Origin of the sequence: Streptomyces sp. NPDC005492 (assembly GCF_040605995.1) — a bacterium.
Lineage (GTDB): Bacteria > Actinomycetota > Actinomycetes > Streptomycetales > Streptomycetaceae > Streptomyces.
In genome coordinates this window covers 77,356-99,143 of sequence record NZ_JBEXDX010000021.1, presented here as the reverse complement: position 1 = coordinate 99,143, position 21,788 = coordinate 77,356, and the positions used below count along the sequence as shown (strand labels likewise).

The following is a 21,788-nucleotide window of genomic DNA, read 5'->3' as shown; positions in this document are numbered from 1 at the left end:
GAGGCTCTGTCAGGGCGGGTTGCATGAGGGGACGCATGTCGGAGGCGGAGCGGGCGGGGACATCCCGTCAGGACACTCGTCAGGACAAGAACGGGCGTCTTCTCGCCGGGCGGTACCGGTTGGGAGAAGTGCTCGGCCGCGGAGGCATGGGCACGGTGTGGCGTGCCGAGGACGAAACCCTGGGCCGGACGGTCGCCGTCAAGGAACTGCGGTTCCCGTCCAGCATCGACGAGGACGAGAAACGACGGCTGATCACCCGGACCCTGCGCGAGGCCAAGGCCATCGCGCGGATCCGTAACACCAGCGCGGTCACGGTCTACGACGTCGTCGACGAGGACGACCGGCCGTGGATCGTCATGGAGTTGGTCGAGGGCAAGTCGCTTGCCGAGGCCATCCGGGAGGACGGTCTGCTCGCACCGCGGCGCGCTGCGGAGGTCGGGCTCGCGATCCTCGACGTCCTGCGGTCGGCGCACCGCGAGGGAATCCTGCACCGCGACGTGAAGCCGTCGAACGTGCTGATCGCCGAGGACGGCCGGGTCGTGCTGACCGACTTCGGTATCGCGCAGGTCGAGGGCGACCCGTCGATCACCTCCACCGGCATGCTCGTCGGCGCGCCCTCGTACATCTCCCCGGAGCGGGCCCGCGGGCACAAGCCGGGTCCGGCGGCCGACCTGTGGTCGCTCGGCGGGTTGTTGTACGCGGCGGTCGAGGGAGCGCCGCCGTACGACAAGGGCTCCGCGATCGCCACGCTCACCGCGGTGATGACCGAGCCGCTGGAGGAGCCGAAGAACGCCGGGCCGTTGAAGGACGTCATCTACGGCCTGCTGAACAAGGACCCCGCCCAGCGGCTCGACGACGCGGGTGCCCGGGCGATGCTCAACGCGGTGCTCCACGCGCCCGAGCCGAAGGCGGCCGAGCCGGAGCCAGTGCCACCGGCGGACGCGACGAGGGTGGTGCCGTTGCCTGTGCAGCCGGGGCCGACCGAGTCCGGCGGCAAGAAGAGCGGTGGCGGCAGTTCGGCGGGCGCCGACCGGTTGCGCGGGGCATTGCGGTCCATGCGGAAGGCTGCGGGGGGTTCGGCGGGAGCAGGGGCGGTCACTGCGGCGGCTGCGAGTCCGGGCTCTGCCGCGGATTCAACTCCCGCTGCCGGCAAGCCGGGTGGCTCGGGTCCGGGTGCGGCTGCTGCCGGGACCGGTGCGGCCGGCCCGGTCGGTGCGCCGGGTAAGAGTGGCTCTGGTACTTCGGGGGCCGGTGGCTCCAGTGGTGCGAAGGGCGCGGCCGCTGCCGGGGACGGCGCTTCCGGGAGTAAGAAGGGTGCGGCGGGGTCCGTGCCCGTTGCCGAGCCTCGGACGCCGGAGGTGCCTTCGGCGAGGTCGGGTGCGGCTTCCGGTGCGGCGACCCGGGCCGGGGTGTCGGCCGCTTCGGGAGCGAAGGCCGGTGCGGCGGACGCGGGTACGCGCGATCTGGGTGTGCGGGACTCGGGGACCAAGGACCCGGGGACCAAGGACCCGGGTGCGACGCACGAGGTGGGTGCGCGGGAGGCCAAATCGGCCGCCGGTGGGCGGAGTTCCGGTTGGCCCGTGATGACGCCGCCCGATCTGCCGCCGCGGCCGGTGCCGAGGGCGCCGCTCACCGATGTGGTGCCGAAGCGGACGCTGGTGATCATCGCGGTCGTCGTCGTGCTCGCGGTGCTCGGTGTCGTGCTGGCGTTCACGCTCGGTGGCGACGACGACAGCGGCTCGAAGGGGTCGAAGAAGGACAGTGGCGGCAAGGCGGTCGCCAGTGTCAGTGCGAGCGCGAGTGCCGGGACCGGCACCAAGAAGGACAGCGGCGACACGGCGAGCACCGGCGGTGCGCAGGACGACTCCTCGACGAAGGCGTCGGCGTCGGCTTCGGGTTCGGGCAGCACCTCGTCCTCCGGGACGAACGCGTCCGGCGGGAGCGGTGACGAGACGGACGGCTCCTCGGACGGTGCCGCGGTCGTGAAGACGTACAAGGGGAGCCAGGGGTTCTCCATAGGCCTGCCCGCCGGATGGTCGTACCAGTCGACGGACTCCGCGGGAGTCCGGCTGGTCGGCCCCGACGGGCAGAAGCTGCTGATCGCCTGGACCAGTACGCCGAAGGGCGATCCGGTGGCGGACTGGAAGAACCAGGAGCAGTACATGACGCGCTCCGGGTACACGCGGATCCGAATAGCGGGGGTGGACTACCGGGGCTGGAACGCGGCCGACTGGGAGTTCACCTATGAGGACGGCGGGACGAAGTACCGCACGATCGACCGCGGGTTCGTCGTCAACAGTCATCTCGGATATGCGCTCATGTACACCGCGAAAGCCGCGAATTGGGACACCGAACTGCGCAAGGACACGTGGGCAACACTGACAAAGACGTTCGAACCGAAGTCGTAGAACGAGCGGGTTCGGGTTTGACGTGCCAGATCGGTCAACCCCTCTTTGCGGGTTGCCTCCGGCACGTATCGTGAATGGTCGCGGACCGTACGCATCCAGGTATGTAGGCGGAACGGGGCGCAAGGCGAACGGAATTGACCAACCGGGCGGCCGGGGGAGGCAACGTGGACGACTATGCGGGTCGGGTACTCGCCGACCGCTACCGCCTGCCGCTGCCGCCGTCCGACGAGTACGAACTCACCGAGACCCGGGCCTTCGACACCTACAGCGGTCAGGAAGTCCTGGTACGCCAGGTGCCGTTGCCGGAGGTCGTCGAGGCGGAGGTGCTCGGCGAGGACGGACTGCCCGACGGGTTCACGGCGCGCGACCGCGGGGCGGGGGGGGGGGGGGCCCCGCGGGGGGGGGGGGGGGGGGTGGGGGGGGGGGGGGTGGGGTGTGGGGGCGTGTGGGGTGTGGGGGGGGGGGGGGGGGGGGGGGGGGGGAAGGGCCGCGCCCCGGCGGTCTGGGGGTCGGTCAGGCGGCGATCAGCGCGGCGCGGACGGCCTTGTAGTCGGCCTTGCGCGGCTTGTACGCGGCGGCGATCTGCGCGACCTGGGCGCGGGTGTACCGGTAGACGGTCTTGACGACGTTCCGGGCGCCGTCGAAGGAGCGGCGGATACGGGCGCGGCGGCCCTTGACGCCCGCGTTCTTCGCGGCGGTGCGCAGGGCCTTGACGACGCCCTTGACGGTGGCGGCGTCGGCGCCGGTGGCGATGACGTGGGTGACCAGGGAGCGGGCGCCGGTGCGGACACGGCGGGCGGCCTGGGCGGCGGCGCGGCGCTCGGTGGAGGCGGCGCGGTTGGTCCGGACGCGGTCACGGAGTACGCGGCGGGCGGCGACAGAAGACATTGGGGTGTTCCTTCCTTCGGGCTTGTCGGCGGTGCTCTCCGCCAACAACACACACAATACAGCAATGAGACCAGGCGGGAAGGCGAATCCAGGGAAGAGATCGAAGTTTTTCCAGGTGGAACGGCGCGCTTGGAAGCTGTCGGCGCGCGCCGAAAGTCTCACGGCTGTACTTCCCAAGCGGGCTAGAAGAGGGTGCCGGTGTCCTCGGTGGGCGGCGCGGCCGGCCTACGGGTGCGGGCGGGGCGTGCGGGCGTCGGGTCCTCCCCGAACAGCGCATCGGTCCCGTTGGAGTGTGCGACGGCGGGCACGGCGCGGCTGACAGCGCGGGCGTCGACCAGGGCGAGCGGGGCGGAGTCGTCGAAGTCGGCGCGCGCCATGCGGCTCCAGTCGCGGCCCTGGGGGTTGGCGGTCACTGCGGTCTCCTGTCTGTGCTCGGCGAGGCCGGGGCGCGGGCGGTGCGCCCCGGCGGGACGGTGGGCGTCTAGGTCAGCGCCGAGGGGCGCTTGCGTCGCGCTGCGGGTCGCACACGTGGTTGCCCATCCGGTGGCAGTCCCACCCGCTCTCGTCCTCTTCGATCCGGCCGTCACGGTTGTCGTCGCCGAGGGCATCGGCCTGCCCGTCGATCCAGCCGTCCGACCACGCGACGGTGCCCGGGTCGTTGGCGTCGCCGACGACGTCCGGGTACGTGGGCGCGGTGCCGTCGCCGAGGTCGGCCACCCCCGCCTTCCAACCGGCGTTGTACGTGGCCACGAGGTCGGCGTCGACGGACGGCGTGATGGTGACCGTGTGGGCCGGCCGGGGCGCGGCGGCCGGGTCGGTGGCGGTGCAGGAGCCGAGGAGTCCGAGGGTGGCGACCGTCAGGCCCGCGGCCAGGATCGCGGCGGGGCGGGGGCGACGGAGCAGGCGGGACAGGCGCATGGACGGGTTCCTTCGTTCGGGCTTCCCCGGGGTGCTCTCCTCGGGCCGCCGGGTGGCGGGGCTCCAGAACGTACAGGACCCCCGCAGGAAAGTACAGCCATGAGAGTGCATGGCGAGCGGCGCGGCCGTTTCACCTGTGTGTTTACGGTTTCTTACGGCATCCGTATTGCACTGGAGTCGCATTGCTGTACTGTTCTCTTAGCGGGTTCACCCCGCAGCCCCGGAGAGCAACCGGGGCCCGCCCGACCGAAGGAACGCCACAATGCCCGTGTCCCTCGACAAGACCCCCGCCCCCCTCCCGGAAGACATGGACCGCGCCCCCGCCTACCGCGTCGAACTCCGCAAGCTCACCGCCCTGTTCTTCGTCGTCGCCGACACCACGGGCCAGTGGACCCCCCAGACCCCCGACAACCGCGTTGACGTCCTGGCCGTCGAGCGCGCCGCGGACAACGACGTGGAACAGGCCCTCCAGCGCCACGACATCGAAGCGCAGTGCATCGAGGTCCCCGGCCTGGTCTACGTCGAACTGCACGCCGTGAGCGCCGGAGACGCCGCCCTCAAGGCCCGCGGCCTCATCTCCCCCGTGCCCACCACGTTCGAGGACCAGATGAACGCCCTCATGGGCGACGACGCCTGACAAACCCGCACCGCCCGCCGTTCCCCCCCGGCGGGCGGTGCGCCCCGCCCCCTCACCGGCCCGCCCGGTGCAGGCGCAGGGCGCACCGCCCCCTCACCAGTCCCGGAGAGCACCGGGACGCCCGAACGAAGGAACACACCCGTGATCACTGCCACGGAGCGCGCCAACTGGATGGCGCTGCAGGTCCTGATCTCCGCCCGCCTCCACAACGGCCACGTCGTCACTCACGACCTGGTGGACGCCGTCATGAGCCGCGACTACGAGAAGGAGTGCGGCAAGGCCAACAAGGAGATGGTGCGCCGCATCATCCGCAAGCGCGCCGAGTCCGAGCGCGTCCGGGTCATCTTCACCGAGGATGAGCGGTACTGGGCCATCCGCGAACAGCTCCACCACATGAGCACCGACGAGGTTCACGCGCTCCGCGACGAGATCACCGAGGGCGGCGACGACGACCCGCGCGGCTGGGACAAGGCTCTGACGAACGCCATCTCCGTCCGCCTCTCCCACCGTCAGCAGACGCGCCGCTTGCAGGGCTGCATGCCGGTCTCCATCCGCCTGTGGCGCATGCCGCGCCCGGCCGTCGCCGAGGAGCGCCCCGCCCCCGCCGAGGAGACCGCCCCGACCACGGCCGCCGCCGCTCCCCTGTACGCCGCCCTGGCCGCGTACGAGTCGGCCGTGCATGCCTCCCTCGGCGGTGCGCCCCGCGACCTCGCCAACCTCGACCGCCACCTGCTCACCCTGGGCAAGATCTCCGCCCCGGAGCACCACCTCGAGATCGTCGAGACCCGCAACGACCTCGAGGAGGCGTGGGAAGCGCTGCGCACCGCCCGCAGCCTCACCGCCCGCAACGCCGCCCACGACCAGGCGCGCGCCGCCGTCGAGCGGGCCCGCGCGGTGATCCTGGCCGTAGCTCCCCACGCGCACCGGATGCACGGCACGGACATGCCCGGCACCGCCGAGGAGATCCGAGTCGCGACCCTGGCGTACAACGCCGTCGACGCCACGCCCGAGGAGCTGTCCGCCGTCGCCACCGGCACGCCCACCGTGCGCGTGCACTGCCGTAGCGACTCCGGCACCGGATGGACCGTCACCGCAACGATCACCGCCGGTCTGGACTCGCCCATCGGGTACGCCCCCGCACACCCGCCGATCGTCCTCAAGTTCCGCAAGCGGGACGGCCGCGAGGACGCCGCCGAGAACACCCGCCGCGAGTTCGGCCCCCGGTTCCGCGTCGCCGTCCCCGTCGACTACGTCCTCGACCGCCGCCCCTGACCGGAGTCCGGCGCCGCCCGGCCGGCCTGGTCGGGCGGCGCCGTCGAGCCCCGTACGCGCACGCGCGCGTGTGGACGGTCCCAAAAGTCCCAAAACCCTGTCTGCCTGCGCTTTTCCCGCGCTTTCGGCGTCCGGCCCGCCGGTGGTCTGTTCGCCGCTCCGAGGAAGGTTCCAGCCCCATGCCGCTGCCGTTCTGGCTCCAGTCCCACGTGTCCCCTCAGCCGTCGCCCCGGTACACGTTCGAGTCGTTCGCCGACGAGGTGGCCCGTGCGATGGGTCTTCCGTCGCCGATGGTCACCGGGGAGTTCGAGCGGAGTTCCGAGACGGATCACGTCTGGATGCTGTGGAAGTCCGACCTGGGCGGGGCGTACCTGCGTCTGGACCGGCCGGACGTGAGTGAGTACGTGGTCCTTGGCGTGCAGTGGAGCCATGCGCCGGACCCGGCGGTCGTCGCCGCGATGGTCCGGGCGTTCGAGCGCCGTGGCCGTCTTCGGTCCCTCCGGTCCCTGCTGGGCCGGGTGTTCGGGCGCCGCTGAGCCCCCGCCCCCTCTCGCAGCTCCCTGCCCCGCCCGGCCGTCGCCGGATCTCCCGAAGGAACGCCCGTGTCTGCCCCTGCCCTGTTCGATCTGCCCGCCCCCGCTGAGGCGTCCACGGCCGCGCCTGCCACGTTCCGCCGGTCCGGCATCACGGTCCTGTCGTACGGGCTCGGCGCGGACAGTACGGCGATCCTGCTGATGTTCCTCGCCGACCCGGAGCGGTACGGGCTGCGGGCGGACCTGTCGGACCTGGTGGTGGTGCACGCGGTGACCGGGGACGAGTGGCCGGACTCCCTGAGCTACGTAGACCGGCTCGTCCTGCCGTTGCTGCGCCGGGCCGGGGTGAGGCTGGTGCAGATAGCCCGGTGTGGGCCGGAGGACGCCGACGGGGTGGTGATCCTCGACGACTCCCGCCAGCCGCGCCGGATCTTCGCTCAGGGGCCGTGGCGGCTCTCCGATGAGCTGCGCGCGGCGGGGACGGTGCCGCAGATGGCGAACGGGCGCCGTACGTGCTCCATCAAGTTCAAAGGCTGGTGCCTGGACGCGTGGGCCGCCCACGAGTTCGGCACGGCGAGCTTCCGGCGGGGCATCGGCTACCACGCGGGCGAGATGGGTCGGGCGGAGAAGGACACCGGCATCCAGCGGCGCCTGAACGCCGAGGCCGGCCGGAGCATCTGCGAGCCGTACTACCCGCTCATCCTGGCCGCGATGGACCGGGCCGCGGTGGAGGCGTACGTCCTGGCGCAGCTCGGCAAGAAGATCCGTAAGAGCTACTGCGCGCAGTGCCCGTTCAGTGGCGTGTGTGCCTCCCGGGACGCCCACGAGGAGCGGCTGAGGGCTCACCCGCACGTCGCGGCCGACGTGTTGCGCATGGAGTACGTCTCCCAGGCCCTGAACGAGCGCGTAGCCCTGTACGGCACGACGTCGCTGCGCAAGCGGCTCACGGAGGACGGGCAGAACACCGCGGTGCTCGACGCGTTCGAGCTGTCGCTGCAGCAGGCCCCGTACGCCGTGTACGAGGTGCGCCGGGTGTACTTCGCGGCCCGCACGGACGACTGCCGCCGCTGGCACGGTACGGCGTGCCGGTCGCCGCGCTGGTGGTGCCGTCAGCCCCGCACCGAGGCGTGCGTCCAGGGGCATCCGGCGGGCCGGTTCGAACCGTGGTGCTCCGGCTACTGGGACTCGTGCCGGGGCGCGGCGAAGAAGGGCCAGGCGTGGCGGTCCGTGCGCACCGTGTTCGAGGGGAGCCGGGCGGACGCCGAGGCGCACGTGCGCGCCCAGGCTGGCAAGCGCGGCATGACGCTGGAGAGGGGCGAGCACTCCGGGATCGAGCGGGCGCACTACCTGACCGCGGGCGACAGCTACCCAACGGCGTCCGGGTACCTGGTAGCGGCGCCGGCCGGGGTGCACGACAAGCAGCGCCCGAAGTTCGAGGAGCGGTTCACACAGCTCACCGGCCGGGACGGGACCGTGGGCACGCCGTTGCGAGAGCTGCCGGAACCAGCCCCGCGGCGCCGTACGGGCGGTGTCGTCGTCGTACGCCGGGCGAAGACCATCGGCGGCGTGATGCTCATTGCATGACCGTGCGGGCCAGCAACGCGACTCCCGATCCTCTTGAGCCTTGTGTTCCTGGGGGTACTACACCCGCGAGTCTCATTGCTGTACTCTCTGAGGTGCTGGCGGAGAGCACCGCCAACAGCCCGAAGGAAGGAACACGATGAACATTGTTCTGGCGATGGAAGTCGCCCCCCAGGTCACCGCGCGGTTCGCGGAGATGCGCACCGTCCTCAACTCCGAGGGGCGAACCGACACCCCGCGCGAGCAGTCCGACGCCTTCAGCTTCAACATCCTGGGCGGGAAGGCGCTCCGTGAGTCCGTCATCAACGGTGCGGACGGCACGGCGGTGCTGATCATCCGGTGCGTCGAGTACATCGACCCGGTCACCCAGGGGACGCGGTACGGCGTCGACTACTGGTCGGTGCGCCGCTACTGGGCCAGTGACCACGCGACGCGCGTCCTGGCGGAGTTGTCCTACGAGACCGCCGTTCGCGACGAGTTCGCCCGCCCGACGCTGCCGCTCTCCCTGGAGCGGTTCACGCGCGGCCTGGCCAGCTTCTACGACGTCACCGACGTCATCTGACCGGTCCGGTCCCTCTCGCCGGGGCGCGACCGTACGCGCCGCGCCCCGGCACCCTCCCCCAGTTCGCCAGACCTCACCAAGGAGAACCCCGTCATGTCCAAGACCGTCACCACGTCCGGTTGCCTCCCCGCCAGCACGGACGACCCCCAGGTGAAGGCGGCGTTGCGTCTGCTCGCCCACGACGGTCAGCCGCTCGCCGTGTTCGCCGCCGACGGAGTGTGCGTCAGCGGCGGCGCATACCTTGACCCGCGGCGGTCCACTGGCGAAGTCGTCCTGACCTTCTGCGGCGAGGACGGCACGACCACGGACGAGCACGAGCGGCACGACCGAGAGCTGACCATCCGGGCGTACGCGGACCTGTTCGCCACTGCCGGATGGAGCGTCGCCGAGTACCCGGAGCAGGACGCGGCCGGCGTCAAGCGGCTCGCCCGCCTCATCCTCACGCCCCCGCCCGCCCGGTTCCCTGTGGACACGGCTGCCGTGTACGTGCCCGACCCCGACGAGGACTATCGGGACATCGTCATCATCAAGTCGCTGCCCGAGGGCGCCACCGTGGAGGCCCTAAGCGCCCGCCACGGCAAGACCATCCGTGTCGCCCTGGACAAGCTGCAGCCGCTTCCCGCACTCCCCCCGGCGCCCGAGGGCGAACTGACGGACTGCTGGACGATCACGGACGCCCAGGGCGAGGAGATCGCCCGCGTGCAGGCGCAGGACGACCCCGCGGCCCGAAAGGCGGCAATGCGCAAGGGCAGCGTCCGCGCGGTGGTCCGCAGGGAGAAGGGGTTCGCCGTCCGGCGGCTTCGCTCCTCCGAGCTGGAGGTGCCCGTGGGGCTGCTGCGCGGTCTGCCCCGCACCGCGTAGCAGCCCCGTACGGCCGGGGCGCGCCCCCACCGTGCCCCGGCCGTACGCCGCCCCCGTGCCGCCCGCTCCACCGACCTTGAGGACTTCACCATGCACGCCACCATCCGCGCCCACCGCGCCCGCAAGGCCCGCTCTCCCCGCTGGACCGACCGCCGTGCCCGCCCCGCCAGCATCCGGTCGACGAGCACCACCGTCGGCGCCGCCCGCGCCTGCCTCGCCCGCTCGTACCGGCACGGGGAGCGCCGTTCCGCGCCGTGGCTCAAGACGCGCGTGGAGCGAGGAGAAACCGCGCTGCGCTTCGGGGCGTACGGCCGTCCCGTCCCGTTCCCGCCGGTCGACCGCTCGATGCTCCCCCGCGAGGAGCGCATGGGCCGCCCGCAGCGCCGGTAGCCGCCCGCCCGGCCGGGGTGCCCGCAGCGCCCCGGCCGTACCGCCCCTCCGCCCGCCTCACGCCCCAGGACGCCCGCCATGCAGACCGCGACCCTCTTCGACCTCCCCGCCATCCAGACCGGCCTCCAGGGCGCCCCCGCGGCGGCTCCGGCGAAGAAGGCGCGCCGCCCGCGCAAGGTCCACGCGTCCGTGCCGCTCAAGCCGTCCACGACCGTCCCCGACGAGCTGATAGCCGAAGCGGACTGGGTGGTCGTGAACTCCAGCGGCGGCAAGGACAGTCAGGCGATGCTGTCGTACGTCGTCCACCGCGCGAAGGCCCTCGGGATGCTGGACAAGGTGGTCGTCGTCCACGCGGACCTGGGGGACATCGAGTGGGCCGGCACGAAGGCCCTCGCCGAGGAGCAGGCCCGTCTCGCCGGGGTCGGCCGGTTCGAGGTGGTGAAGGCGAAGGGCGCCGATCTCCTCGGGCGCGTCCTGATCCGCTTCGGCAAGCTCAAGGCGAAGGCGGAGCGCGAGGCAATCGAGGCGGGCCTCGACCCGGCCGCGGTGAAGGTCCCCCCGGCTTGGCCTTCGAGTTCTGCACGCTGGTGCACGAGTGACGTGAAGCGCGGGCCGATCTGGACGCTGTTCACCAAGCTCGCCGCGGAGCTGTCCCACCTGGGCCGCCCGGTCCGCATCCTCAACTGCATGGGGCAGCGGGCCGCCGAGTCCGCGCCGCGGGCGAAGCTCGCCGAGGTGGAGATCGACCGCTCCGCGAGCAACGGCAAGCGGCACGTCACCGTGTGGCGCCCGATCCACGGGTGGAGCGACGCCGAGGTGTGGCGGGAGATCGCCCGTTCCGGCCTGCCGTACCACGAGGCATACGACTGGGGCATGCGGCGCCTGAGCTGCAGTTTCTGTGTCCTCGGGTGTGAGGCCGACGTGGTGCTCGCCGCGCGGCTGCGCCCGGACAAGGCCGCCGAGTACGCGGACATGGAGGTCCAGGTCGGCGCCGACTTCAAGCACGGCTTGTCCATGGCCGAGATCATCCGCCGCGCCGCCGAGCTGGAGAGGGAGCTCGGCCCCGTGCGGCGGCCGCCGGCCGGGACAGCGATGGCCGGGTTCGTCGGCAAGTCGACGACCGCCATGTACCTGGGCCGCCGTGATCTCCTCCGCGAGCGCCTGGCCCTCGCGTCCTGACCCCCTGCACACCCACTGACTTCCGGAGAAGACCCGTGTCCGTGTTCGCCACCACCCCGTACACCACCGACAAGGCCACCCCGGGGCAGCGCCGCGTCATGCTCGCCGCAGTCGACGCGGACGGCCGACTGCCCGACGGTGCCAATCAGCGCGTGCTCAACAGCCTCCCCGAGTCCTGGGCGCGCACTGACGTGGCGGCCGGGGGCCGGTTCCTCACCACGGAGGGACGCGCCGCGCTTGCGCCGTTGGGCCGGTTCTTCCTCCTGGCGCGGGCCAACCCCGTGAATGGCTGTCTGCCGGGGACGACGGGGCACAGTGACATGCTCGCCCTGGTCCGCGACGGGCTTGCCGTCCTCCAGGACAGCGACGGCCGCCCCGTGTCCGTGGCGGACCGCTGGGAGCGCGGAAACTCCCTGCGCATCACCGAGCGCGGCCGGAGACTGGTCGGCATGCCGCTGACAGCTCCCGAGTTCGCCGAACGCCACCCTGTGGGTTCCCGGGCGATGTGGAAGCGGCAGGAGGGGGAGCCCGCCCGGCCGGTGCAGATTCTCGGCTGGCCGCTCGCCGACGGCACCGTGCGCGTGCTGCCGGAGGGCGCCCGCCTCAGCTACGCCCAGAGCGCGGAGCGGTCCGCGCCGGCCGAGCAGATCCGTCCTGCGCCCCAGACCCCCGCGCCCACTGTGCCCAGCCGACCCGACGACCGAAGGAACACGATGACCGGCAGGAAGCCCGAGCCGACCCTGGACGACGACCTTGAGGTGCTGCGCGGACTCGCCGCCGCGGTGGTGAAGCCGGTGACGCCCGGTGCGGAGACTTGGGAGCAGGTGAAGGCCCTCGAGGAGCGCGCGACCGCGGGATACGAACTGGCCGAGCGGTTCACGGAGTTCGACCAGCGGGCGACGGCCGACCGTCGTGCACCGAAGGAGTGGGGGATCAGCCGGGAGCTGTCCGAGGAGCAGATCGCGGCCGAGCTGGAGAAGCGGCCCGAACTGCAAGCTCTCGGCGGGTTCCTGGCGACTCTGGCCACGATGGGTATGGCGCCGTGGCAGATGGCCAACCTGGTCCGCAGGGTGAAGGCCCACCAGGAGGCCGGCGCCGACGAGAGCTGAGCGCCGCGGAGGCGTGGCGGGGGCCGTCCTGGTCGGGCGGTCCCCGTTTTCGCGGGTTCCCCCTTCCCTGCGAGTCTCATTGCTGTATTGTGTTTGGTGTTGGCGCAGAGCACCGCCAACGAAGCCCGAACGAAGGAAAACCGCGTGCCCTCTGCCGCCCTCTTCGACCTCCCCGCGTCCGCCGCGGACAGTGCAGCCATGCGACCGGCCGCCCCGACAAACCCCGGGCGCCGCTCGTACGACGACGTCGACCGCGTGACGTACCTGGGCACGCATCAGCCGTCGTGGCTCGCCCGGCCGGAGTTCGGCGAGGACTGCGTTCCGCTGTGCGTTGCGAACCACCGTCTCTCCGGCCGCAAGACCCTGCCGCGCGCCGTCACGCCGTGGATGCTGGACTCCGGCGGCTTCACGGAGCTGTCGAAGTACGGCGAGTGGACCGTCACCCCGTACGAGTACGCGGCCGCGGCGCGCCGGTACTACGACGAGATCGGCATGATGGACGTCTGCGCCATTCAGGACTGGATGTGTGAGGACGAGATCCTTGCGAAGACCGGTCTGACGGTGGAGCGCCACCAGTACAAGACCGTGGCGTCCTTCATCAACCTCCTGAGCCTGGACCCGGACCTGCCGTGGATGCCCGTCCTCCAGGGCTTCACCCTCGACGATTACCTGCGCTGCGTGGACCTGTACGAGCAGGCCGGTGTGGACCTGACCCTTGAGCCGGTCGTCGGCATCGGTTCCGTGTGCCGTCGGCAGACGACGAACGAGGCCGTACGGATCATCGAGACCCTGTGGTCCATGGGCATCCGCCTGCACGGGTTCGGCTTCAAGGTCACCGGCCTGCGCGAGGTCTCCCACCTGCTCTACTCGTCCGACTCCCTGGCGTGGAGCCTGAACGCCACCAAGCGGGCCCCGATGCCCGGGTGCACGCACCAGCACTGCGGCAACTGCCCGCGCTACGCCCTGGCGTGGCGGAACCGTCTCCTCAACTCCCTCCCCGATCACCGGCAGCTCCTGACGCTGACTGCCTGATCCTCCACTCTTCCGGGGCGTCCACCACGGGCGCCCCGGCCCACCGGCGGGGAGAGCACCCCGCCACCGACCCGAACGAAGGGACACCACCGTGTACCAGAAGACCGACCTGAACGGCCCGCTCGCCCAGCTCCGCGAGAACGCCGAGGCGTGGAAGGCCAGCCTCGCGCGACACGCCTCCGAGGAGCGCAAGGGCAAGGGTCTCGCCTGGGACGTCGAGCTGATGGAGCAGCGGGACGACATCGCCGCGAAGATCGTGGAGGACTTCGGCGTCATCGACGCGGAGATGTCCAAGCGTCGGATCATCGACAGCGCCGCCCCGTCGGCGTGGACCATCGACCGCCTCACCGACGAGCAGCTCGCCGCCTGCAAGGCCGACTGGCCGGAGCTGGGCATGTTCGCCGACGACACCATTCGCCGGCTCGCTGACGTCGTCGGCATCCGCATGGTGCGTTCGATGGCGCAGGAGGCCGTGAGGCGGGCTCCCGGCGTCCTCGGCGTCCTCAAGGACCGCGCTAAGGAGCGCCTGTCCGAGTAGTCCCCCCCGCGCCGTCCACGGCCCGCCCCAGCCCCGGGAGCGGCGCCGTGGGCGGCGCCCCGCCTGTCTCTGGGGTCGGAGAGCACCGGCCTCGTCCCGAAGGAAGGAACCGCACCCCATGTCCCGTCCCACCCGCGTCAGCACAATCCGCCGTCACCTGGTCGAGGGCGGGCTCGTCGACCTCGGCCTCGGCGAGGCAGCGCAGAAGGCCGGCCGCCCCGCCCAGCACGAGACGGACGGGTTCGCCGCCCGACAGCACGTCGACGAAGCCGGGGCACTGTTCGTCATCGTCGGCGCGTACGGCCCGGACTGGTTCACCACGATGCGCGAGGTCCGTCACCGGCTGGAGCAGCCGTACGTGAAGTGCCACGTCGACGGCGAGGCGCCCGGACTCGCCGACAACGAGCTGTTGGTGCGGTGGGCGACGTCCGCGGAGCTGCAGGCCCGCAAGGCGGTCCAGGAGGCGCGTCAGGCTCCGCTCAAGGCCCTCTTGCGGCAGGACGAGGCACGGCAGCGCGCCGAGGAGGAACGGCAGTCCCTCGAGCGCGCAGGACAGTTCGGCCTGTTCTGAGCACCACCCGGTGATCGCGTACCGTTGATCAGCCGATGTGTTCGCTGCCCAGCGAATAGCAGAGAGGGGCCCCAGGTGATCGTCCTGGGGCCCCTCTTCTGTGCGGGCTCGTCCTGCCCTGTCCCAGCGAGGGCTAGGTGAGTCCCGTCAGCGGCCGAACGTGCGGCACTGCTCCATGTGGACCGCCAGGGCATCGGTGAGCACGGTCCGGTCGTAGTCGGGCCACCATCGGTTCTCGAAGTGGAGGGTGGCGTCGCTGGCCTGCCAGAGCAGGAAACCGGACAGACGTCGCTCCCCGCTGGTGCGGATGATCAGGTCCGGGTCGGGAAGGCCGGCCGTGGTCAGATACCGCTCGATCGGCAGCTTGACCGCCGGGCCGTACTCCGGGCAGGTCACCGCGCGGTGGGCGGCCCGCCGGATCTCGTCCTGCCCGTCGTAGCCGACGCCGAGGCAGACAGCCATGCCCTCCCGCTGGGTGGTGGTGGCTTCGGCGTACTCGATCGCCTCCAGGAGCTGCGGAGTCGCATTGCCCCGGAGGGCGCCGGAGTGCAGGACGCGGACGGGCCCGGTGGACTCGTCCGCGACGTGATGCAGTAGCTCGGCGATGACATCGACCAAGACAGTGGCCTCGGCGGTGGCGCGGTGGAAGTTCCGGCTCGACATGAGGAACACGGAGGCGGCTTCCAGGCCGAGTTCACGGCAGTGGTCGAGTGCCTGGCGGACGGCGAGGGCGCCCTGTCGGAAGCCGCTGGCCATGCTCACCCCCCGGGCAGCGGCCCAACGGCGGTTGCCGTCGGCGATGAAGGCGATGTGGCGCGCCGGCATTCCAGGGACGGGGGGAGTCGAGGTCGTCATGGCCGGGTGGTGTACGTGGCCAGATCGGCTTACGTCACGCCGTCAGCGCAGTGAAGACCAGGGCGGACGTGATCGTGCCCGCGGCCGCCCCCGCAATGGTCTGGGCGAGGGTGTGGTCGCGCAGGGAGATACGGGACCAGGCGAGGACAGCGACGAACGGGTACGCAGCCCAGACGAGCGGACCCCAGGTGAGGGCGAGCATTGCGAGGGCACCGCCAGCGACCGCAGTGTGCACGCTGATCTTCCACTTCCACACGGCGGTGGGGACCAGGAGGACGGCGAGGGTGGCGAGCATCGCGACGACTAGGGCGACCATCGCCCGGGGCGCGTCGAAGAGGAACATGCCGCCGATACCAGTGGCGACGGAGGCCATGATGACGGGTATCAGCAACTTCCTGCGCTGGACCTGACCTATGTGCCGGTCAGCCCACATGCCCGTGCGCATGCCGTACTTGATGTAGGCCATGGGGATCGCCGCGGCGAACAGGATGGCCTCGAGAGCCCACAGGACTCCCGTGAACGGGTTGTTCTGAGCGAGGCCTACGCCGAGGCTCACCAGGATGATGACGTTCCGCGGCTCTGCCCGGTCGGTGATGAGGCGAGCCGTGCGGTTCTCCTCGTGGGTCGGAGCGGGCGCTGCGGTGGTGGAGCTGGTCATGCGGTGACTTCCTGGGGGGTGTTGGCGCTGGCAAGCCGGTCTGCGGCGTCGGCGAGGGTGGGGGACGTGTAGTGGTGGGCGACCCGGGTCAGCCATATGGAGTTGAGCAACAGGTCGTTGCGCAGGGACAGCACTGTTCCCGGGCGCAGGGTGGCGTAGGACTCTGCGTCGACTGCCTTCTTGCGGGCGACCCGCAGGCAGAGGGCTTCGCGGGCGGCGCGGGCTTCGGCACCGTGGAGGCCCGCGCCGCGCGCCTCGATGAGGGCATCACGGTGCAGGTCCTTGCTGACCCAGAGCAGCAGCTCGTACGAGGCATCCGAGATGTCGACGATTCGCTGGTCAAGGCGGCCATATAGGTCGCGGATGCGGTGCCGTTCTTCCTGGGCTGAGGGGACCTCCTTGAGACGGCGGACAACAACGTCTGGCGGGAGAACGGAGACGAGTTCCTCCCACAGAGAGCGGAGGGCAATGAGGCCGCGACGTTGCCGGACGGCGCGCAGCACGAAGTCGACTGCGCGCACGGAGCTGCCGACGATGACGAACAGGATCGTCACCATCTGGATTACCGATCCGCCCAGTTGGAACTGGCCCTCTGAGAGGGGGTAGGTCCAGCTGGTGAAGCCGCACACGAGGAACGAGATCCGGTAGACGGGGTAGAACGCACCCACTGCGGCGCCCAGGGCCATGAGGCGCATGCATAGCTTCAACAGCCGGTCGTCCGTGCGCCGAGCGACGGTGAGGTACAGCAGGATCGACGGGACCAGTGCGCTCCCGATGCTCAGCAGGTAGACACTCAGGTGCACGCTGCCGGCGACGTCGCCGTACTGGGCGGAGGCGAAGTCGCGGGAGCCGTCGGGTGCGACGACTGCCGGCTCAGCGAACGGGAATGCTGCAATGGCGATGACGCTGAACACGCTCAACGCAGCCATACGCGGCCTGAAGCTCACCCAACGGCGCCAGGTCGGCTCTTTCTCACGGGGCGGTACGACGGACTCCACCCATCCGAGGAGGAGGGTGGAGGCCAGCATGACGATCAGGTGCTTCGGCAGTACCGCCGCGTCCTTGATGCCTGTCAGGTCGGCGAAGAGATCCTCGACAACGGCCAGGCGCAGGGTCGCGCCGATGCTCAGGGCGAGGAGCACCACGAGGAAGGACCGTTGGCCCGGCGTCGTCGGCCGGATATAGATGCGGACTGCGACCACCATCCACAGAGGGACGGTGGTGAGCAGGTCGATTATGTCGTCTCTAGGCACGAAGTGGCTTTCAGCGGCAGGTGGTCACAGGCTGCGGTGCAGCCGGTCGACCAGGGGGTCATGGTGCCGGGCGTCGCGGGCCTTGTCAGCGGCCACCCGGCGGGTAAGGAATGCGAACCGTTCGGCCTCGTCCTCGACCCGCACGTACTCCGGATCTTGGGGACCGTCGTGCGAGCGGGCACGACCGAAGAGGCAACCGCCGAGAAAGTCCGAGCTGAGGAACTGGTACGGCTCGGGCTCCGCCGGCGGGGGAGCGGCGCGCAGGACGAGCGCCGTGTGCCGCATCTTCTGGTGGCCCCACTCGTGGGTGAGGCTGTGCGTTGCCGCATCGCCTGTGAGAGCGGGGTCGACCCAGACGGCGTCACTGCTGGCGTCGGGCCGCTGCAACCACAGCGCGTTGGCGTGAAGACCAGGGAGCGGCGACGGGCCGCGCCACAGCTCCAGGTCGCGCCCGTAGTCCACTCGGTAGTGCTCGCGCATCACGGGGAAGAGGGAGTCCACCGTCAGTGGGGCAGGGACAGAGATGCCCTCGAGAGCCTTCTTGATCTTTCGGTCGTAGGGGTGCTGTATCACCTGAGTTGAACACCTTGTGGGGGGTTAGTCGCTGGACGGAGCTACGCGTTCGCTCGCCTCGTTCTCCATCGCCTCGATCTGCTCAAGTTGCTGAGCGAACCGGACGACACGTTCCTGTCCACCAGGTGACAGCCGGCGAGTGGTTCGGGCCAGGACGGCGACAGTCTGCGGCTCAGGCTCTGCACTCAAGGTTGGACGCCTGGACTCCAGAAACCGTTGCACTTCCTTCACAACTTTCTGGGAGGTCTCGCTACGGCCGTTGAACACGTCTACCGGGAGGTCGAAGGAGTCGGCGATCAGTGAGGCGATTGCGAGGCTCGGGCTCTTGATCCCGCCCGTACGGAGCTTGCGAATGGTCTCGTCGCTGATGGCTCCGGCACCGTGCTTGGCGTTGATCGCGTTGGCGATCTCCTGGTTGGTGGGAAGGATGAATTCGCCTGGCTTGTCAGGGTTCTCCCTCGCCTGGGACTTGAGGAGCAGGTTGAGAACGTCGCCGAAGGATGGCGGCTGTGGCTGGGCATGAGGCTCTGCGGTCACTGTCGGGTGGTCTCCTGGCGGGATGGTGAGGCGATCACCATAGCCGGAAACCACGGATCGGTGGTCGAAGCGTAAAGTTGAACCACAGATCGTTTGACGTGTGCGGTGTTGTCGTTCTTTGATTGACCTCGGAGCGGCGCGTTCCGGTGTCGGAGTGTCACCGCCCGCCCTGATCACCCCATGCCCGCGCGCGGGCGGTACGAGAGGCACTGCGTGGCCAACGCCCCAGGTCGGCGCCCACCTACGCGAGCCCCGCGACACAAAAGATTCAGCGACGCAATACTCGGCAGGCCCACCCGCGTCGAACTAACATTCGACATCGCGCCACACGACGGGACGGACAGCAAGTGACGATCTCTCACGACTTCTCTCTGCTTTCGGCCATCGGCCTGCAGACCATCGCCGCCAAGCAGAGCCCCGCCGCACCGCACGGGCTGCCTGCCGTGGACAACTCGATCGAGTTCCGGCTCGGCCCGGAGCACACCCCGATCCAGAGCATGCATCGCGCCCGGAGCTTCGTCGCGAGGGTCCTGCCGGCGCTCCTCGCTGACGCACCCAACGGCAAAGCCGTCGTGGAAACGACGCTCGCCGTCCTGACAGAACTCGTCGACGTCACGGCCCGGCACCGCGCCAGCGTCGACCTGAGCGGCCGGGTCTCGTACGACGGGGACCATGTTCTGATCACGGTCGGAGAGATGAGCCGCCCACTGCCGGCGCCCGAGGAGGAGCCGGGCCTGTTCCTCGTTCACCGTCTGGTCGACGACATTGGCCAACACCGCGGCGATGGGGACGGGTATGCAACTTGGACGTCGATTCCAGTTCGATGAAGGATTGATAGGGCCAAGGAGCCTCGGATTTCCCCCAAGTCTCTGTTTGCGGCAGTCCCCCTTCCAGCTCCCTGGGGCAGTTGTACGTCTGAAAAGTGGAGCCGAGTCTTGCCGTCGGGTATGTCGCCTGGACCGAAGTCGGTGGTGTCCATCGGGGCATGGGGCGATGTCTGGCCTCTGTCCTGTGAGGCGAATTACGGCCCCGGTGGAGCTTGGAAGCCTGAGTTCTGATGGCGCTGGCGCCGGGAAATCCCCCACTATGGAATCAACTGGCGCGCTCGTGTGACGCACCTCACGGACGGTGTCCATATGTTGGACGCTCACTGATCGCGATATGCAGTGGGGTGCCAAGTCAAGGCGGCGGGCTCAGGCTCTCGCACCGCGAGGCCTCGAAGTCGCGGTCATCGTCAACGGCGGAGCAGTGATCCAGCCTCACAGGCTGTACCGTGACCGAGACGCCAAGATGCACCGACGGAGCCATGAGGCCCAGGAACGGCAACGGTGCGGCGCATGCTGGAGGACGGAGACTTTACGTAGCCGTCAAGGTAGCCACGAACAGGGCCGTCCGCCGCGTTCGCGCAGGTGGTAGCGCTGCGGTGACACTCCCCGGCGTACAGCTCGGCTCGTCTGTCAACAGGGCTCTGATCTGGTCTTATGGGCCGGTCGGAGTCCATTCCTGCGTCTGGGGGCTTCTCCCGCTTCTACCTGGGAGTTCCCGGGAGTTCCCGTGGAAGTGTGCACGCGTTGTGCACTGGGGCGGGGTGCAGCGTGGCGGACGGGTTGCGAGACGTCGGCGAGCAAGCCGTCAGGTCTCCTCGCGGATCAGGTGAACGAGCGCTGCGGCGCAGTCGTCGGTCTGCAGGTCCAGGGGGCAGGCCGTGGCTGAGCAGGACGGCTCCGTGGTGCAGGGCTCGGGTGGCGGTGGCGGTGGCGCGGTAGCGGGCCGGCCGGGACACAGAGCGCTCACTGGCCGACCGAGGGCGAACCATCAGCGCCACGCTGGCCCCACGTCGGCCGACAAGACGGTTCGGGTTGCCCGGTCCACTACGGGGAAACTGCCCACCGGCCAGTGAACTCTTGCCTCCCCTCGGAGGGGCCGGCCCGTGATCGGTGCGGGCCGTTCTGTCTCGGTGCCCCACAGGGTCCGTGTGCTGTGTGTCGGTCGCCGGGCGGCTGTAACACCGTTCGGACATTCGCGCCGTTCGATGAGGCACCGCAGGGCACCGGTCGGGCGGACACCCGGTCCGCCGGGCCACCAAGCCCCTGCGACGTCCCCTCAAGTGCGGAATCAGTCAATCCGCCTCGGGTTCTTCCCTCGAACAGAAGGATGGGCAATGAGATCAGCAAGGCGGTCCAAACGCCTCGCGTTGGCGCTCGTCGGAACTCTCGCCGTGGCTACGGCGACACTGACGGTGTCCGCTCCGGCCTGGGCGGGCTCTTCGTCGGCCCAGACGTCGGCCAGCGCATCGGCGGAGCTCAGCCAGCACGACTGGAACCAGCTCGCCAAGCTCCAGGCAACGCATTCCGTGCTCGGCGTCGCGGACACCGGCACGGTCCTGCGCCTGCCCGCCGGCACTTCGGCCGGTGAGAAAGCCAAGGTCACAGCGCAGCTTCCGGCAGACGCGCACACCGTCGTCCAGGCCAGCAGGTTCAGCAAGAGCACGCTCGACCAGATCCAGAAGACGGTGACGGCGCGCGACTGGACCAGCGACGCGGACAAGTACAGCGTGTCCACGACGTACGACGCCAAGACCGACAAGGTGACCATCTCCACGGACGCTCCGGCATCCGTCACGCGGTCGTTGAGCAAGAAGTACCCGGGCGCCCTCGAAATACAGCAGGCTCGCCTCGAACCCCAGACCAGCCGGTTCGCCGACGCCCAGCCGTTCTGGGGCGGCGCCGCGTTGATCGGCACCGAGAGCGCGGGCGCCAGCAGCTGCACGGCCGGTTTCGCCGTCAAGGACAGGACCACCCACCACGTCTACATGACGACCGCAGGCCACTGTTACGGCGCCCTGACGCACGTGTACAGCCGGGGGCAGAACAACAACTTCGGCAACTGGATCGGACAGGTCAACCGGCGCAACCAGGACATCGACACCGAGCTGATCTACAACAGCTTCTCGGATTCGGCCTACGACAGCTTCATCTTCACCGGCGGTCTCGCCGGCAGCGGAGCCACGCACTTCGTCCACGGAGAGGAGGGCCCCTCTGTCGGTAAGAAGGTGTGCGTGAGCGGCTCCGTGTCGTTCAACCACTGCGGGCACAGCATCTCCAACAGCAGCTACAGCATCTGCTATTCGGGCGGTACCAACTGCATCAAGAACGGTCAGGGATTCCTCTACGAAAAGGGCGGCACGAACTTCCCGTACTACAACAACGGGAGGCTCACGCAGGGCGGTGACTCCGGCGCCCCCATCTACACCAGTGACGGCACCGAGTCGGCAGCCTGGATCGTCGGCGGGCACTCGGGCCTCATATGGACGAGTAGCGGCGCCTGCAGCTGTTCGGTACCGCACATGGTCGGCGTGAGCGTGTACGCCATCGTCCGACACATGGGGGTCGACGTCATCACCAGGTGACGGTCCGGGACCAACCCGGCGAGC

The 21,788-nt window shown here is 70.1% G+C and carries 23 protein-coding genes and 1 pseudogene; 16 read left to right on the top strand and 8 right to left on the bottom strand.

Annotation, left to right across the window (positions count from 1 at the left end):
* Positions 1-35: 35 nt before the first annotated feature.
* Both ABZT04_RS26590 and ABZT04_RS26585 read left to right on the top strand, forming a co-directional pair.
* Positions 36-2,408, top strand: a complete 2,373-nt coding sequence (locus ABZT04_RS26590; protein ID WP_356059496.1) for a serine/threonine-protein kinase — start codon at positions 36-38, stop codon at positions 2,406-2,408.
* Positions 2,409-2,572: 164 nt separating this feature from the next.
* Positions 2,573-2,785 (top strand): annotated as a pseudogene (locus tag ABZT04_RS26585) (hypothetical protein); the annotation flags it as partial.
* A 136-nt stretch (positions 2,786-2,921) separates the two neighbouring features.
* Here ABZT04_RS26585 and ABZT04_RS26580 read toward each other — a convergent pair.
* The 3 genes from ABZT04_RS26580 to ABZT04_RS26570 all read right to left on the bottom strand — a co-directional run bounded on the left by ABZT04_RS26580 (position 2,922) and on the right by ABZT04_RS26570 (position 4,214).
* The gene (locus tag ABZT04_RS26580) at positions 2,922-3,296 is read right to left on the bottom strand and encodes a hypothetical protein (protein WP_356059495.1); all 375 of its coding nucleotides are present in this window, start codon (positions 3,294-3,296) and stop codon (positions 2,922-2,924) included.
* Positions 3,297-3,478: 182 nt separating this feature from the next.
* A complete protein-coding gene (locus ABZT04_RS26575) occupies positions 3,479-3,709 on the bottom strand; it encodes a hypothetical protein (protein WP_356059494.1) in 231 nt (76 codons plus the stop codon).
* Between the two features lie 73 nt (positions 3,710-3,782).
* Complete coding sequence (locus tag ABZT04_RS26570) at positions 3,783-4,214, bottom strand: hypothetical protein (protein ID WP_356059493.1); 432 nt, start codon at positions 4,212-4,214, stop codon at positions 3,783-3,785.
* Between the two features lie 262 nt (positions 4,215-4,476).
* Between ABZT04_RS26570 and ABZT04_RS26565 the strand changes: the two genes are divergently transcribed.
* The 12 genes from ABZT04_RS26565 (at position 4,477) to ABZT04_RS26510 (ending at position 14,479) form a co-directional block, all read left to right on the top strand.
* Positions 4,477-4,851, top strand: a complete 375-nt coding sequence (locus ABZT04_RS26565) for a hypothetical protein (protein WP_356059492.1) — start codon at positions 4,477-4,479, stop codon at positions 4,849-4,851.
* 141 nt (positions 4,852-4,992) lie between these two features.
* Positions 4,993-6,123 (top strand): hypothetical protein, encoded by a 1,131-nt coding sequence (locus ABZT04_RS26560; protein WP_356059491.1) that lies wholly within the window; start codon positions 4,993-4,995, stop codon positions 6,121-6,123.
* A gap of 179 nt (positions 6,124-6,302) precedes the next feature.
* Positions 6,303-6,659, top strand: a complete 357-nt coding sequence (locus ABZT04_RS26555) for a hypothetical protein (protein ID WP_356059490.1) — start codon at positions 6,303-6,305, stop codon at positions 6,657-6,659.
* Between the two features lie 66 nt (positions 6,660-6,725).
* A complete protein-coding gene (locus tag ABZT04_RS26550) occupies positions 6,726-8,240 on the top strand; it encodes a hypothetical protein (RefSeq protein ID WP_356059489.1) in 1,515 nt (504 codons plus the stop codon).
* A gap of 136 nt (positions 8,241-8,376) precedes the next feature.
* Positions 8,377-8,799, top strand: a complete 423-nt coding sequence (locus tag ABZT04_RS26545; RefSeq protein WP_356059488.1) for a hypothetical protein — start codon at positions 8,377-8,379, stop codon at positions 8,797-8,799.
* A 93-nt stretch (positions 8,800-8,892) separates the two neighbouring features.
* A complete protein-coding gene (locus ABZT04_RS26540) occupies positions 8,893-9,660 on the top strand; it encodes a hypothetical protein (RefSeq protein WP_356059487.1) in 768 nt (255 codons plus the stop codon).
* A 90-nt stretch (positions 9,661-9,750) separates the two neighbouring features.
* The gene (locus ABZT04_RS26535; protein WP_356059486.1) at positions 9,751-10,050 is read left to right on the top strand and encodes a hypothetical protein; all 300 of its coding nucleotides are present in this window, start codon (positions 9,751-9,753) and stop codon (positions 10,048-10,050) included.
* A gap of 78 nt (positions 10,051-10,128) precedes the next feature.
* A complete protein-coding gene (locus ABZT04_RS26530) occupies positions 10,129-11,229 on the top strand; it encodes a phosphoadenosine phosphosulfate reductase family protein (protein ID WP_356059485.1) in 1,101 nt (366 codons plus the stop codon).
* A gap of 35 nt (positions 11,230-11,264) precedes the next feature.
* Positions 11,265-12,338, top strand: coding sequence for a hypothetical protein (locus tag ABZT04_RS26525; RefSeq protein WP_356059484.1), 1,074 nt, complete (start codon positions 11,265-11,267; stop codon positions 12,336-12,338).
* A 144-nt stretch (positions 12,339-12,482) separates the two neighbouring features.
* Positions 12,483-13,370: a hypothetical protein gene (locus ABZT04_RS26520; RefSeq protein ID WP_356059483.1), complete on the top strand. Its 888-nt coding sequence runs from the start codon at positions 12,483-12,485 to the stop codon at positions 13,368-13,370.
* 91 nt (positions 13,371-13,461) lie between these two features.
* Positions 13,462-13,908: a hypothetical protein gene (locus tag ABZT04_RS26515; protein WP_356059482.1), complete on the top strand. Its 447-nt coding sequence runs from the start codon at positions 13,462-13,464 to the stop codon at positions 13,906-13,908.
* Positions 13,909-14,026: 118 nt separating this feature from the next.
* Positions 14,027-14,479, top strand: coding sequence for a hypothetical protein (locus tag ABZT04_RS26510; RefSeq protein WP_356059481.1), 453 nt, complete (start codon positions 14,027-14,029; stop codon positions 14,477-14,479).
* 147 nt (positions 14,480-14,626) lie between these two features.
* Here ABZT04_RS26510 and uppS read toward each other — a convergent pair whose 3' ends face one another.
* From uppS to ABZT04_RS26485, 5 genes are all read right to left on the bottom strand, one after another.
* A complete protein-coding gene (gene uppS / locus ABZT04_RS26505) occupies positions 14,627-15,304 on the bottom strand; it encodes a polyprenyl diphosphate synthase (RefSeq protein ID WP_356059480.1) in 678 nt (225 codons plus the stop codon).
* Between the two features lie 64 nt (positions 15,305-15,368).
* Positions 15,369-15,992, bottom strand: a complete 624-nt coding sequence (locus tag ABZT04_RS26500) for a hypothetical protein (protein WP_356059479.1) — start codon at positions 15,990-15,992, stop codon at positions 15,369-15,371.
* Positions 15,989-17,197 (bottom strand): DUF6545 domain-containing protein, encoded by a 1,209-nt coding sequence (locus tag ABZT04_RS26495; RefSeq protein ID WP_356059478.1) that lies wholly within the window; start codon positions 17,195-17,197, stop codon positions 15,989-15,991. Before ABZT04_RS26495 ends, ABZT04_RS26500 begins: the two co-directional genes overlap by 4 nt.
* Before the next feature lie 72 nt (positions 17,198-17,269).
* The gene (locus tag ABZT04_RS26490; RefSeq protein ID WP_356059477.1) at positions 17,270-17,818 is read right to left on the bottom strand and encodes a hypothetical protein; all 549 of its coding nucleotides are present in this window, start codon (positions 17,816-17,818) and stop codon (positions 17,270-17,272) included.
* 24 nt (positions 17,819-17,842) lie between these two features.
* Complete coding sequence (locus ABZT04_RS26485) at positions 17,843-18,355, bottom strand: hypothetical protein (protein WP_356059476.1); 513 nt, start codon at positions 18,353-18,355, stop codon at positions 17,843-17,845.
* 347 nt (positions 18,356-18,702) lie between these two features.
* Between ABZT04_RS26485 and ABZT04_RS26480 the strand changes: the two genes are divergently transcribed.
* Complete coding sequence (locus ABZT04_RS26480) at positions 18,703-19,182, top strand: hypothetical protein (RefSeq protein ID WP_356059475.1); 480 nt, start codon at positions 18,703-18,705, stop codon at positions 19,180-19,182.
* Positions 19,183-20,516: 1,334 nt separating this feature from the next.
* Complete coding sequence (locus ABZT04_RS26475; protein ID WP_356059474.1) at positions 20,517-21,764, top strand: hypothetical protein; 1,248 nt, start codon at positions 20,517-20,519, stop codon at positions 21,762-21,764.
* Positions 21,765-21,788 lie beyond the last annotated feature (24 nt).